Raw genomic sequence first — 14,921 nt, forward strand, 5'->3', positions numbered from 1 at the left:
CGAGTCCCCGAGACCGAGCGACGCGCCTTATCCACCCTACAACGGAGCCGGTTTCGTAGGGTGGATAAGCGCAGCGCATCCACCATCGGCCTCGCTGCCGACACGCTGTTGGCGGCGGCCACCCAAATTTGGAACTGCTGTCGCGCACCCGCCCCTGTACGACCAACCGAAGCCCCATGGTACACTCCTACGCTCATCCGGCAACCCCAGACCGCGACTCTACGGACATGGCAACACAGAAGACTTACCTCGTGATCTCCGCCCTCGGCGAGGACCACCCCGGCATCGTCAACATGCTCTCCAAGACCATCCTGGAGCACGGCTGTAATATCGAAGACAGCCGCATGACCGTGCTCGGCGGAGAGTTCGCCGCCATGCTCCTGGTCGAGGGCAAATGGAACACCCTGGCGAAGATCGAAAACGCCATCCCCGAGCTGCAGCGCCAGCTCAACATGACCATCATCACCAAGCGCACCGGTGAGCGTGCCACCGGGCGCAACCTGCTGCCCTACGCGGTGGACGTGGTGTCCATGGACCACCCGGGGATCGTCAACACCCTGGCCGGGTTCTTCGCCGACCGCAGCATCAACATCGAAGACATGGCGACCACGACCTATGCCGCCGCCCATACCGGCACCACCATGTTCTCGGTCCATATGACCGTCGGCATTCCCTCCGACATGCATATCGCCGGGTTGCGCGAGGAGTTCATGGATTATTGTGACGGCCTCAATCTCGACGCCGTCCTCGAGCCCTTAAAGGGCTGACCCCTTGTGGCGCGGGCTTCCAGCCCGCGCGCCGCTGACCTGGACCGGCCCCCCGCGCGTGCTCACGGCGCGGCCTTGATCATCGCTCCGGGTGGCGGCGGACGGTCCGCACAGCGGACTACGATTAGCGGACGGTCCGCACAGCGGACCCTACGATTAGCGCGACCCGCCCCCATCAGGGTCTTTCACCAGCAGACCCGCAAATCAACAGGCAGCACCCCATGAGCCTACCGCTTGGCGAACCCGTCCCTGACCTCGACCTCGTGCTCACCGGCGACCGGACCCTGAAGCTCTCCGACTACCGCGGTAAGGCGCTCGTCCTGTATTTCTACCCCAAGGCCAACACCGCCGGCTGCACTCAGGAAGGCCAGGACTTCCGCGACATGACCGGCGCTTTCGCGGCAACCGCGACCGTGATCCTCGGCGCCTCGCGCGACAGCCTCAAGGCGCAGGAGAGCTTCAAGGCCAAGCAGGGCTTTTCCTTCGATTTGATCGCCGACACCGACGAAACCCTGTGTCGGGCGTTCGACGTGATCAAACTGAAGAAGATGTACGGACGCGAGAGTCTGGGGATCGAGCGCAGCACCTTCCTGATCGACGCCGCCGGTGTGCTGCGGCACGAATGGCGCGCGGTGAAAGTCAAGGGGCATGTTGCCGAGGTCCTCGCCGCCGCCCGCGCCCTGACCTGATCGCGCACTTGATCCCAAGCGCCGGCGGGGCAGGCCGCCACCCCATCGGCCAATCCGGAGTACGGGCACCGCACGCTCAAGTGCCTCCGTATTTCACCCTAACGCATTCCCGTGTTCACGGACTCGCCTACGCCCGATGATCAAACGCGAAAACGACAAGACCTGCCTCTTCGTCCTCGACACCAACGTGCTGATGCACGACCCCACCTGCATCTTCCGCTTCAAGGAACACGACATCTTCCTGCCGATGGTGGTCCTGGAGGAACTGGATCACGGCAAGAAGGGCCTGTCCGAGGTCGCGCGCAACGTCCGTCAGGCGAGCCGCTTCCTGGATCAACTCCTGTGCAACGCCGACAAGGCCGAAATCGACGCCGGCCTGCCGATCGGCCCCACGTCCGCCAACGGGGGCGGCATCGTGCTGCCCGCCTCCGGTCGACTGTACTTTCAAACCCAGTTGCTGGATTTGCGGCTGCCCGAGTCCCTGCCCGGCACGTCGGCGGACAACAACATTCTCGGCACCGCCCAGGCCCTGCGCGAGCTGCGGTGCGACCGCCAGGTCATCATCGTCTCCAAGGACATCAACCTGCGGATCAAAGCCGCGGTGCTCGGCATCCCGGCGGAGGACTATTCGAACGATCAGGTCATGGACGACGTCGCGCTGCTCTACACCGGGGCTGAGCCGCTCCCCGCGGACTTCTGGGAGCACCACAGCAAGTCCATGGACTCCTGGAAGGAGCAGGGCCGCACCTACTATCGCATCAGCGGCCCGGACGTCGCCGAGTGGTACCCCAACCAGTGCCTTTATACCGCCGATGACAGCGGCTTCGAGTCCATCGTGCGCGAGAAGCGCGGCACCGCCGAGGCCCTCATCGAAGTCGTCGAGGACTACCGCCTGCCCCGTCACAGCGTCTGGGGCATCAACGCCCGCAACCGCGAGCAGAACTTCGCCCTGAACATGCTCATGGACCCGGATCTGGACTTCGTCACTTTGCTGGGCACCGCCGGCACCGGCAAAACCCTGCTGGCGCTGGCCGCGGGGCTGACCCAAGTCCTGGACCGCAGTCTTTACAAGGAGATCATCATGACCCGGGTGACGGTGCCGGTCGGCGAAGACATCGGCTTCCTGCCCGGCACCGAAGAGGAGAAGATGACCCCCTGGATGGGTGCCCTGATGGACAATCTGGAAGTCCTGACTCGCCCCGAAGGCGGTGAATGGGCCCGCGCCGCGACCAATGACCTGATCAAAAGCCGCATCCGCATCTCCTCGCTCAACTTCATGCGCGGTCGCACCTTCCTCAACAAATACATCATCCTGGACGAGGCCCAGAATCTCACCGCCAAGCAAATGAAGACACTGATCACGCGTGCCGGCCCGGGAACCAAGGTGGTCTGTCTCGGCAACATCGGCCAGATCGACACCCCCTATTTGACCGAGACCACCTCCGGCCTCACCTATGTCGTGGACCGCTTCAAGCACTGGCCACACGGCGGTCATATCACCCTGATGCGCGGCGAGCGCTCGCGTCTGGCTGACTTCGCCTCAGAAGAACTTTAGTTCACCGGAGCTACACCCATGAACAAGCTGATGATTGCCGCCCTCTTGGCCGCCCTGGTCGCGCTGCCCACGGCGTTCGCCGCCGAGAAGCAGAAACTCAACGTCGTCTACCACGTCTCCGAGGCCGAGAAAGTCCCCTTCGTACTCAACAACATCCAAAACCATATCGACGGTGTCGGCGGACCGGACAAGGTCCACATCGTGCTGGTCGTCCACGGCCCCGCCATTACCGCATTCAATGAAATCGAAGCCACCGAGAAGGTGCGCGGCGACCTGGCCAAGCTCAAGGACGAAGGCGTGGGGCTGGAGATGTGCGGCAACACGCTCAAGGGCTTCAAACTCAGCCTGGATGAATTACTCCCGGGCTTCACGGTGGTCCCGGAGGGCGGCGTCACCAAGATCGCCGAGCTGCAATCGCTGGGTTATGTCTATATCCGGCCCTGAGCAAGCTCGACGACATACCACGTCGGATTTCTGCAACGACGCCGCACGAACAGCGCAATTCTGAAATGCAGTAACAAACCGGTAGGAACACCTGATGTCGCGTTTCATTTTCATCCTGGTCTTCGGGATCGCCAAGTGCGTGCTGGCGGCCGATTCAAAGCCACTCAACATCGTCGTTCTTTACGCGGATGACTGGCGCCACGACACGCTTGGAACCGCCGGTCATCCCATCGTCAGGACGCCCAACATCGATAATCTCGCTCGTGTGGGTATCCGCTTCACGCATAACTATGTGACGACGGCGATCTGCGGTGTGAGTCGCGCATCCCTCTTGACCGGCCAATGGATGTCGCGCCACGGCAATCGCGCCTTTGCGATGTTCGAGACTCCGTGGGCTGAAACCTACCCCGGCCTGCTGCGAGCCAACGGCTATTTCGTCGGCCACGTGGGAAAATGGCACAATGGCGAATTCCCACAGGAACAGTTCGACTTTGGCCGTTCCTACATGGGCACGCACTGGCTCAAGCAGCCGGACGGATCGCAAATTCATATCACCCAGCAGAACGAAAATGACGCAATCGAATTTCTCCGTACCCGTCCCGCACATAAACCGTTTTGTCTGACGCTCGCCTTTTTCGCTACCCACGCTGAAGACTCAAACCCGCTGCAATTTCTCCCCCAGCCGGGCAGCATGGAATACTATAAAGATCATGTGATACCAGTCCCGAGAACGGGCTCAGACGCGTATTTTCGACGCCTCCCGCCCTTCATCGCGAACGAAAAGAATGAGGGTCGCCATCGATGGCACTGGCGCTTCGACACCTCGGAAAAATACCAAACGATGATGAAGAACTATTACCGCCTCGCCACTGAGGTGGACGCTGTCTGTGGTCGGGTGCTCGACGAATTGCGACAGCAGGACGTACTCGATCATACGCTCGTCATCTTCACTACCGACAACGGCTACTATCACGGCGAGCACGGCCTCGCCGACAAATGGTATCCTCATGAGGAAAGTATCCGTACACCCCTGATTGTGCTTGACCCCCGCTTGCCTCAGGCAAATCACGGCCAGACGAATGACGCCCTGACACTCAACGTCGATCTTGCACCGACACTCCTCGCCGCCGCCGGCATTGCCGCACCGCCGCGGATGCAGGGCCAAGATATCGCTCCCCTTTATCTCGGCAACCCGCAGATGGCCTGGCGTACCGAGTTTTTCTACGAACACCCCACGGTTAAGAACATCGATTTCATCCCGTCTTCGGAAGCGTTGGTTCGTCGGGATATCAAATATTTATTCTGGCCGGACTTTCAATATGAAGAACTTTTTAACCTGAAGACCGATCCCGAAGAGACGAACGATCTCGCTCGTAGCGCCGGACAAGCATCAACGCTTAGTGCTTTGCGCGCCCGCTTCGCGGAATTGAAGCAAGCAGTTCGTTGAACTCCAGCGCCGCCGGTCAATGGCGATCAGGCCCGCCCGCAACGAGCCGCCAAGGCGCTCGCCCGTCGTTGCGAACAGGCCGCCAACGGCCTTACTTGCGCTCGCCTACGCTCCGAAAAATGGTCTACAATTTACCCCCGTCGATAGCCATATCCGGCGCCCTGCTGACCCCATCGGATGTCCGGTTTGTGCGGTACCGACAGCTGACCGGGTGCGCAGACGCCGCCCGTCAACGGCCGGCGGCCTTGATCATGGTTCCGGCCACTTGGGCTCGCCGGGTGCGTAGTCAGGCCATCCTGGCCTGACACCGTCAGGGCTGGAAGCCCTGACTACGCATGCCGCTGGCCGGGATTACGATCAAGGCCCGGCCGGCGACCTGGGGCGGCGGAATACAATCCCCTCTCTAAAGAAGGCGGAGCCTGCAGCGAGCACCGCGCCAGGATCGGATGAGTTCAACAAACGTTTATTCGTTTGGCTGCGTCTTGCGCAAAGGGGGGAACCAAACCATCAACGTCATCGCCAAAATCATTAGGTTATCACGATTCCGGTTACGATGTCCGTGACCTTGGGTTTGCACGGAGACGCGTGGTGCCTATAATCCCTAAGGATAAAGCAACATCGATAAACTACTGGAGTATTCAATGCCGACTTACGATTACCGCTGCGACACCAACGGACGTGTGCTGGAAGTCAGCCACCGCATGAGTGAGCAGTTGAACACTTGGGGCGAACTGTGCGCGCGCGCCGGACAGGAGCCCGGCGACACCCCGGCGGAGGCCCCGGTCCATCGCCTGGCCACCGGCGGCAATATCATCTCCAGCACCAACCGCGGCAGCGGCACCGCCCCGCTGCCGGCCTGCGCCACCGGCAACTGCTGCCAGGGCGGCATGTGCGGACTGAACTGAGCGTCACCCGAACGGCGTGACGGCACGGCGGGTTGGACGCGCCCGCACGACACGTAAATAATTGAAAAAATGCGGCAGCCTAGGGACACAGGAGCGAACACAAGTGAATTCGCTGGTTAGGGTTCTCACCATCACCATCATGTTGGCCCCAGGTGTGGCCGCGGCAACCGGGGCGGCGGACGGGGCGGGCGCCGCCTCCGATCCACCCGCGGCACCGGACAACCGATCCGGGGTTACCCTCTACGGCGCCTATCTGATGCACTACCGGCTGCAAGAGAGCGATGCCGCGGCGGGCCATTTCAGCCCCGCCCTGCCGCTCGACGAGCGCTTGCTCACCGGCGCCATGCAATCGCTGGCGCGGGCCGCTTACAACCAGCAGCCCATCGACGCGGCCAACGGACCAACCCTCAAGCCGGTGCTCGGTACAGTGATCAAGCTGCAAGACCCGGAATATGAATATCGCTTCGTCTTGGACGGCTCACCGGCACGCGGCGTCAACACGATTCTGGTGCAGCGCAACGCGCTCCCGCCCCCGCCCCCGCCCCCGGAAGCCGATGCCGAACTGCTGAAAGAGCTGGAGAAACTCTAGCCGTTATCCGCATTCAAGCGCGAATTCCGGTTGAACGATCCGTCACGAGCCAGGGACTACTCTATGAGAAGCGAATTTATTCCGACGCTATGCGCAACCTCGTTGCTGGTTGGTTGCTGTATGGCACCGGTCGACCCCGGCGTTGCGCCGACAGCGCCGCCGGCCGAGGCCCCCGTCATCAACACCCCGCCGCCGTCCGCGGCCGAGGCCGCTCAACCGCTGTCGGCACCACCCCCGGCGGCGCTCAGCAGCCCCGCGCCGATCCCGACCGCTGCGGCCGCGGCGGCAGCCCCACCGGCGGCGGCGGCCGTCGCTCCGTTACCGGTCGGCGCCCTGCTGGCCGGCGGGTCGCAATACGCCTACGAGGACCTGGGGATCACGCTGACGGTCCCGGCCGGCTGGACCCAGCAACTGATGACCGGCGGTGTTATCGCCATGTTCTCAGAAGACTATCCCGCCAAAGGCAAACGTGAGCGGGGGGCGCTGATGCTCATATCCCCGCACAAGGGCACCTTGCCGACGGATGACAAGCAGCTCACGCAGGTCCTGAAAGACGGCTTGGATCCGGCTGCCACACTCGAAGCCGGGCCGATCCGCCTGCCGGTCGCCGACAAGCAGGCGGCCCAGATCGTCGTGCGGGCGAGCGACGCCGATGGCGTCAATTATCGGGCCTTGCACACCATCATGCAGAGGGGAGGAAAGGCCGTCTCGGTCAAGTCCTCGGCCTTCGATGACCTCACCCGGCGCAAGCCCGTGTTCGACGCGGTGATGGAGTCCATCACCTTCAGCGGCGCCGGCGCCTGACACGGCGAGGACTCGGTCCGACCGACCGCCGCGGCGCACGGATTGATAGCCTCGTACCTGATATCCAGACAGACCCTTAGTGTAGGGGCGGGTTTGAAACCCGCCCCTACATCCACTTAGGCGATTTCCGACAATTCTGATACCGGTCAGTGTAGGTGCGACTTCAGTCGCACCTGCGTCCGAGTCGGTGCGACTGAAGTCGCACCTACATGACGGAAATCGCCGTATCACTTGGTGTGGGTGCGGGTTTGAAACCCGCCCCCACATCCGGTTCTCAGGTCCGAAGGCGATAGTAGGACTCAGGCCTACCGCGCCATCGCCGACGACAACACGTAAGAACCACGTGTCGCCGGGACCAGCGGGCCGCGCCACGACACCTCGATCCCGCGCGTTGGTAAGCGCGGTTCTTCCAGCGCGGCCGGTGCCGCCTGACCCAGCGCATCGGCAGGCTGGACGGCATCCGGCGGCGATGACTCATCCCCGCCCGCCGGACTTGGCATGACGACCGCGGTCTCCCCTTCCGCCTCCTCCAATTGATCGGCGGGCAACTGCACGCCCACGCCCTCGACCGTATTGATTTCCTGCTCCCCGCGCAACAGGGACTCGTTGACATCTTCCGGCGCTTTCTCGCCCGTACGCTGACTCTGCCCTGACGCATCACGCGCCGCACTGCTCAACACCACCAGATTACCGCCGCTCATCCGCACCCGGAGCTGTCCCTCGCCGGGCTCACCCCCGGGTGTGAGCGAGTACAGTGCATAATCCGCCCGCTTGACAGCGGCATCGAGCGGGCGCCCATCGATCGAGTCCACATAGGCCTGGCCGTCGAAGGCCAGGTTGATTTCCGACGCGTTGCCGCTGAACAGTAAGGGATCGGTCGGACCCGCACCGATATCGCCGCCAAGCGCCTGGATGGTCGCCACATCGGCATAGATCGCAGAGGTTCGGTCGGCCCCGATCACGTCGCCATTGACGGCGGTGACGGTCACCGTTTTTCCCTCCAGGATCCCGAGCGTCACCGTATTGGCCGCCGCGTACTCGATGCTGCCGCCAACGTTGCGGGTACTGGTATCCGGCGCCATGGTGATGGCACCGCCCACGAAGGACTTGGTGATGGCCGCGGCGCCGGTGGTCAGTTGCAGCTGTCTCACCTGGGTTTCCAGCGCATCCTGGCTGCTCGCCACCGCGGCACCACCCTTGATGACCAACCGGTCGGCGACCAGATTGGCGGCGCCGCCGTTGGCATCCGTCAGCCCGCCGGTGGCAGTCAGCGTCACCTGGCGAGGCGTCTGCACCTGGTGCAGGGCCACTGTTCCGAAGTTGATCAAATTCAAATCCCCGGCGAGGACCGAACTCAGGAAGCTCAGATTGCCGGAATTCTCCAAGAAGGCTGAACCGACGTTGGTCAGGGCCAGATTGCCGACCCGCGTTACCAACCGCTGACCCGCCGCGCCGACGCTGGCGGCACCGATGATCCGCAACTCGCGGGCCGAGATGCTGCCCCCCGCCGTGAGGGGGCCGGTGGTTTCGATCTGCACCAGCCCCAGCGGGTGCGTGGAATCGACATTGGCGCCGAAATTGACCATCCCGGCTCCAGCCCGCAACGTCAGATTCTCGGCCGTGGCAGGGCCCTCGGCCGCGAGCGTGCCGCCCAGCGTGATCGTGCCCCCGGCGCTGCCGAGCAAGGTGTTCTCGGTGAAGATAACACGCGTACGGACGCCGCCCAGGCCGATCGCGTGCTTGCTGGTGAGGATGTTACCGGCCAAGCGGATGGTGCTCTGGCTGGTCGCGGTCAAGCCCCCGTGGAAAGTACTGGTGTCGCTCACCTGGTCACCCAGGGTCAGTGTACCGGCATTCTTGAATGTCACCTGATTGGTCACCTCGTTGGCAGAGCCAAGTAAGGCAAGGTTGTAAGGCCGTTCTGACGTGGTCAGGGTACTGACCTTGAGATTCCCGGCAATCGTCAGGGTGCCGACGTTGGGGGCAAGCTCACCAATATTCAGTTCGTCGGCCGTAATGTTGGCAAAGGTGACCTGATCCGCACTTTCGATCGTGACCAGACCGATCGGATTCGTCGCACCGATGTCGGCCTTGAAAACGATATCGGCGGTCCCCGCTGCCAAGCTCAGGCTCGTGTTCTCGACCGCTTCATTGACTGCGCCGCCCAGGATAATGCGGCCATTGCCGGCACCCGCCGTCGTATCCAGTCTGGAGTGATCCATCAAAACGATCGGCGAGTTCGCATCGCCTAATTCGATCACCTGGCCGCTCGTCTTCAGGGTGCCCGCCAAACGAATCTCAGTCGGGGCCGTCGCCGTGACGCCGCCACTGAAGGTGAAGCGGTCACCGCCGTCACCCAGGGTCAGGGTGCCGGTGTTGCGCAGGGTGGTCGCGGTGTCGACGCTGCCGCCGCCGAGCAGGGCCAGGTGGTAGCCCTGGGCCGCGGTGCTCAGCGTGGTCAGGTCCACCGCGCCATCAATGGTGATGGTGCCGGCGGTGTCCCGCAGGTCGAGGGTGTCCGCGGTGATCCCGGCAAAGGTCGCGCTCCCGCTGTTGATGAGCGTCAGCATCCCGATGTTGGTTTCGATGGTCTGGCTCGCGGTAACGCGTCCATCGGTACCAGCATCGAGTGTCAGGGTGCTGTTTGCGGCGCTACCGCTGACGCCCTCCAGCATGATGTCAGCGCCCGCCGCCGCGTTCGTGGTGGTCGCGAGGATGACGTCACCGGTCAAGCTCAGCGTATCGGCGAAGGTGATCACCCCGCCCTTGGTGGCAACGTTGGCGGCGAGATGGGTGTCGCCCCCGCCGTCCACGATCAAGGACTTGAGCGCAGTGCCTCCGCCCAGGGCAGCGCCGAGGGTGGTGAGGCCGCTGCCGGTCAGCGTGAGACCCTGATCACCCGCCGTGGTGGCGTCGACCTGCGCCAAGGTGATTGCACCGCTGCCGCTCTTGAGCACCGCATCCACGGTCAGGGTCAGGGTGTCGCCGATCGTGATCAGGCCGTCCTTGGTGGTGACGTTGCCCGCCAGCGTGGCGGTGCCTCCGCCGTCCACGGTGAGGGACTTGAGCGCAGTACCGCCGCCCAGGGCAGCGCCGAGGGTGGTGGGGCCGCTGCCGGTCAGCGTGAGACCCTGAGCACCCGCCGTGGTGGCGTCGACCTGCGCGAGGGTGATCGCACCGCTGCCGCTGCTGAGCACCGCATCCCCGGTCAGGGTCAAGGTGTCGCCGATGGCAATCAGGCCATCCTTGGTCGTGACGTTGCCCGCCAGCGTGGCGGTGCCGTCGCCGTCCAGGGTGAGCGACTTGAGCGCCGTAGTCCCGCCCACGATATCGCCGAGGGTGGAGAGTCCGCTGCCGGTCAGCGTGAGACCCTGCGCACCCGCCTTGGTGGCGTTCACCGTGCCCTTCAGCTCGATGCTGCCGGTACCGCTGTTGAGCACCACGTCCTGCGCCAGCGTCACCGCCTGGTTGAAGGTAATCGCCTTATTCGTGGTCTGAATGATGCCCGCGAGCGTGAGCGTACCGGTGGGATTGGCCGTCAGGCCGTCGGTGAAGGTCAGGGTCGTGCCCGCGGCGCCGAGGGTCAGGGTGCCGCCGTTGGCGATGGTTGTGACCTCATTAGTGGCCGAATCAACGGTACCGCCGCCAAGCAGCGCCAGGTTGTAGGCCTCGCTCTTAGTGGTCAGGGTGCCGAGATTCAGCGCGCCATTGACGGTGATCGTCGTGCCGTCGGTGGTGTCCGTGAGGACGAGTGTCGTCGCCGTGATCCCCTTAAAACTCGCCCCGCCGCTGTTGGTCAGGGTCAGGGTGTCGATGTTGCTGCCGATAGCCCCGCTCGCGGTGATGAAGCCGTCGGTGCCGGCATTGAGCGTCAGGGTGCTGTTCGCGGCGCTGCCGCTGACTCCCGCCAGGAGGGTGATGGCGCCGCCCTTCGGCGCGTCCTTGGTGGTGGTGTCGAGGGTGACGTTGCCGGTCAGGCTCAGCGCGTCATTGAACGTGATCGCGCCGCCCTGGGTGGTGACGTTGCCCGCCAGCGTGGCGCTGCCGTCCACGGTCAGCGACTTGAGTGCCTTGGTCCCGCCCAGCGCAGCGTCAAGAGTGGTTCCGCCATGCGTCAGCGTGAGACCCTGAGCACCCGCATCGGTGGCGTTCACCGTACCCTTCAGCTCGATGTTGCCGGTACCGCTGTCGAGCACCACGTCCTGCGTCAGCGTCAGCGCCTGGTTGAAGGTGATCGCCGCATCATTGGTCTGAATCGTGCCCGCGAGCGTGAGCTTGCCGGTGGGACTGGCTGTCAGGCCGACGGTGAAGATCAAGAAGTCCTTGCTCTCGTCGCCTAGGGCCAGGGTGCCGCCGTTTTCGATGGTGGTGGCTGTATCAACGGTACCGCCGCCAAGCAGCGCCAGGTTGTAGGCTTCGCTCGTAGTGGTCAGGGTGCCGAGTTTCAGCGCGCCATTGACGGTGATCGTAGTGGCGTCGGTGGTGTCCTGGAGGTCGAGTGTCCCCGCCGTGATCCCCTCAAAACTCGCCCCGCCGCTGTTGGTCAGGGTCAGCGTGCCGATGTTGCTGCCGATATCCCCGCTCGCGGTGACGAAGCCGGCGGTGCCGGCATTGAGCGTCAGGTCGTAGACCGTGGTGCTGCCGCTGACCCCCGCCAGGGTGATGGCGCCGTCCGCCGCCGCGCCCTTGGTGGTGTCGAGAGTGACGTTGCCGAGCAGTTTCAGGTTGTCCCCGAACGTGATGGCGCCGGTGGTGCTGACATTGAACCCGAGTTCCGTGGCACCGGCTCCGGCATCCGTGGTGAGGTACTCGAGCGCGATGGCGCCGACAACGCCGTCGAGGGTCGTGACACCAGTACCGCTGTTGAGGGTCAGGCCCTGCTTGCCGGCGTCCGTGGCATTGACCGCCGCCAGCGTGATGGCGCCGCCACCGCTGGCGAGCACCACGTCCTGCGCCAGCGTCAGCGTGTCCGCGAAGGTGATGGCGCCGGTGGTGCTGACATTGGACTTGAGTTCCGTGGCACCGGCTCCGGCATCCGTGATGAGGTGCTTGAGCGCGGTGGCGCCGACCACGCCGCCGAGGGTCGTAACACCCGCACCGCTGTTGAGGGTCAGGCCCTGCTTGCCAGCGTCCTTGGCATTGACCGCCGCCAGCGTGATGGCGCCGCCGCCGCTGGCGAGCACCACGTCCTGCGCCAGCGTCACCGCCTGGTTGAAGGTAATCGCCTTATTCGTGGTCTGAATGGTGCCCGCGAGCGTGAGCGCACCGGTGGGATTGGCTGTCAGGCCGTCGGTGAAGATCAAGACGTCAGTGCTCGCGTCGCCCAGGGCCAGGGTGCCGCCGTTGGCGATGGTTGTGACCGTATCAGTGGCCGAATCAACGGTACCGCCGCCCAGCAGCGCCAGGTTGTAACCCGCGGTCGTAGTGGTCAGTGTGCCGAGAGTCAGCGCGCCATTAGTGGCGATCGTCTCGTTGTCGGTGGTATCCGTGAGGACGAGTGTCTCCGCCGTGATCCCCTGAAAGGTCGCCCCGTTGCTGTTGGTCAACTTGAGCTCAGCCAGCGCCCCGCCGGCCTGGGTGCCGATACCCCCCGTCGCCTTGACGGCACCCGCCGTACCCGCGTTCAGGGTCAGAGTGCGATTGTTCGCCACCGCGTCGGCGGATACGGAGGCCAGATTGATCGCGGCACCGGTCGCGGCTCCTTTCGTGGTATCGAGGAGGACGTTGCCGAGCAGTTTCAGGTTGTCCCCGAACGTGATGGCGCCGGTGGTGCTGACATTGAACCCGAGTTCCGTGGCACCGGCTCCGGCATCCGTGGTGAGGTGCTTGAGCGCGGTGGTGCCGACCACGCCGCCGAGGGTCGTGACACCCGCACCGCTGTTGAGGGTCAGACCCTGCCCGCCGGCGGCCACGGCATTGACCGCCGCCAGCGTGATGGCGCCGCCGCTGCTCGTGAGCACCGCATCCACGGTCAGGGACAGAGCGTCGACAAACTTGATCTCACCACCGCCGCTGGTGGTCACGTTGCCCGCCAGCGTGGCGGTGCCGCCGCCGTCCACGGTCAGCGACTTGAGTGCCGTGGTCCCGCCCAGCGCAGCGCCAAGAATGGTGTCGCCATCCATCAGCGTGAGACCCTGCGCACCCGCCGTAGTGGCGTTCACCGTACCCTTCAGGTCGATGCTGCCGGTACCGCTGTTGAGCACCACGTCCTGCGCCAGCGTCAGCGCCTTGTTGAAGGTGATCGCCGCATCCGTGGTCTGGATCGTGCCCGCGAGCGTGAGCGCACCGGTGGGATTGGCTGTCAGGCCGTCGGTGAAGGTCAGGTTGTCCGTGCTCGCGTCGCCCAGGGTCAGGGTGCCGCCGTTTTCAATGGTTGTGACCGTATCAGTGGCCGAATCAACGGTACCGCCGCCCAGCAGCGCCAGGTTGTAACCCGCGGTGGTGGTGGTCAGGGTGCCGAGTTTCAGCGCGCCGTTTACAGTGATCGTCGTGGCGTCGGTGGTGTCCGTGAGGACGAGTGTCCCCGCCGTGATCCCCTTAAAACTCGCCCCGCCGCTGTTGGTCAGGGTCAGGGTGCCGATGTTGGTGCCGATATCCCCGCTCGCGGTGACGAAGCCGGCGGTGCCGGCATTGAGCGTCAGGTCGCGGGCCGTGGTGCTGCCGCTGACCCCCGCCAGGGTGATGGCGGCGCCCGCCGTCGCGGCGTTCGCGGTGGTGTCGAGGGTGACGTTGCCGGTCAGGCTCAGCGCGTCATTGAACGTGATCGCGCCGCCCTTGGTGGTGACGTTGCCCGTCAGCGTGGCGGTGCCGCCGCCGTCCACGGTCAGGAACTTGAGCGCCGTGGTCCCGCCCACGATATCGCCGAGGGTGGTGACATCGCTGCCGGTCAGGGTGAAACCCTGACCACCCGCCGTGGCGGCGTCAACCTTCGCCAAGGTGATCGCACCGGTGCCGCTCTTGAGTACCACATCCCCTTTCAGGGTCAGCGCGTTGGTGAAAGTAATATCACCCGTCGTGGTGGTGATATCGTTGGCCAGTGCGAGCACGCCTGACGCCGTGGTCAGCGTGACGTCGCCCGTCGCGGTGACCCCCGTGGTTTTGGTGGTTATCCCAGTGCCGGTCAGGGTACTCACCTCGGTCACCGTCAATCCGCCGACGACCCCGGTATGATCAATGAAGACACCGCCAGTCGTCGTCTTGGCCGCAACATTGACCGTCCCGTTGGTCTGGATCCCCGACACCGCGGTCCCGATGCCGGAACCGGCGATCAGTTGCAGTGCCCCGCTCGCACCCATCGTGATGTTGCCGCCCGCACCATTCACGATCGCCCCGGAACCATCTGAGGCGACACCATCGGCCCACAAGACCAGATGGCCGGTGCTCTTGGAAAAGTCGATGGCGGCGTTGATCTCGATATTGCGATGCGCTTGTAGCGTAAGGTTATTGGTGGTGATCTCGGGTACAGTGATGGCGTTGGCGACGATGATATCGCCATCCTGCTTGCTCGTTCCCCCAACCCCGGTCTTCACGAGCACGCTTGACTTTTTAAGCTGATCGGTCAGGGTGGTTACGTTGAGAACGGAGGCTCTCTGGGATCTCAGTAGGTCAGTGTCTTTATAAATTACATAATGTTATGACAGCCCTGAGGGTGTCAGAGAGTCGCATGGCGAGCCTCATCGACAAGCCCTAATCAAAGCCTTGGGGCTATTACTGCTCTGCCG

General features: G+C 63.9%; 9 protein-coding genes. 8 read left to right on the top strand and 1 reads right to left on the bottom strand.

The features are described 5' to 3' along the window. The first annotated feature begins 227 nt into the window (after window positions 1-227). The 8 genes from QZY03_RS05365 to QZY03_RS05400 all read left to right on the top strand — a co-directional run bounded on the left by QZY03_RS05365 (window position 228) and on the right by QZY03_RS05400 (window position 7,200). Entirely contained in the window at window positions 228-767 is a 540-nt protein-coding gene (locus tag QZY03_RS05365; RefSeq protein ID WP_020504630.1) for an ACT domain-containing protein, read from the top strand. Between the two features lie 221 nt (window positions 768-988). Then, a complete protein-coding gene (locus QZY03_RS05370) occupies window positions 989-1,456 on the top strand; it encodes a peroxiredoxin (protein WP_295578808.1) in 468 nt (155 codons plus the stop codon). A gap of 136 nt (window positions 1,457-1,592) precedes the next feature. Next, window positions 1,593-3,011 carry a PhoH family protein gene (locus QZY03_RS05375; RefSeq protein ID WP_295578810.1) on the top strand — a complete coding sequence of 473 codons (1,419 nt, stop codon included), beginning with the start codon at window positions 1,593-1,595 and terminating at the stop codon, window positions 3,009-3,011. Between the two features lie 18 nt (window positions 3,012-3,029). Beyond that, window positions 3,030-3,455 carry a DsrE family protein gene (locus QZY03_RS05380; protein WP_295578812.1) on the top strand — a complete coding sequence of 142 codons (426 nt, stop codon included), beginning with the start codon at window positions 3,030-3,032 and terminating at the stop codon, window positions 3,453-3,455. A gap of 94 nt (window positions 3,456-3,549) precedes the next feature. Beyond that, window positions 3,550-4,902, top strand: a complete 1,353-nt coding sequence (locus QZY03_RS05385; RefSeq protein WP_295578814.1) for a sulfatase — start codon at window positions 3,550-3,552, stop codon at window positions 4,900-4,902. A 641-nt stretch (window positions 4,903-5,543) separates the two neighbouring features. Further along, complete coding sequence (locus tag QZY03_RS05390; protein ID WP_295578816.1) at window positions 5,544-5,807, top strand: zinc ribbon domain-containing protein; 264 nt, start codon at window positions 5,544-5,546, stop codon at window positions 5,805-5,807. 103 nt (window positions 5,808-5,910) lie between these two features. Further along, a complete protein-coding gene (locus QZY03_RS05395) occupies window positions 5,911-6,396 on the top strand; it encodes a hypothetical protein (RefSeq protein WP_295578818.1) in 486 nt (161 codons plus the stop codon). A 120-nt stretch (window positions 6,397-6,516) separates the two neighbouring features. Further along, window positions 6,517-7,200: a hypothetical protein gene (locus QZY03_RS05400; RefSeq protein ID WP_295578820.1), complete on the top strand. Its 684-nt coding sequence runs from the start codon at window positions 6,517-6,519 to the stop codon at window positions 7,198-7,200. A 305-nt stretch (window positions 7,201-7,505) separates the two neighbouring features. On the opposite strand, the gene QZY03_RS05405 is transcribed toward QZY03_RS05400, so the two are convergent. After that, window positions 7,506-14,735 carry a hypothetical protein gene (locus QZY03_RS05405; RefSeq protein WP_295578822.1) on the bottom strand — a complete coding sequence of 2,410 codons (7,230 nt, stop codon included), beginning with the start codon at window positions 14,733-14,735 and terminating at the stop codon, window positions 7,506-7,508. Between the last annotated feature and the right edge of the window lie 186 nt (window positions 14,736-14,921).

This window comes from uncultured Lamprocystis sp. (genome assembly GCF_903933125.1).
Taxonomy (GTDB): domain Bacteria; phylum Pseudomonadota; class Gammaproteobacteria; order Chromatiales; family Chromatiaceae; genus Thiodictyon.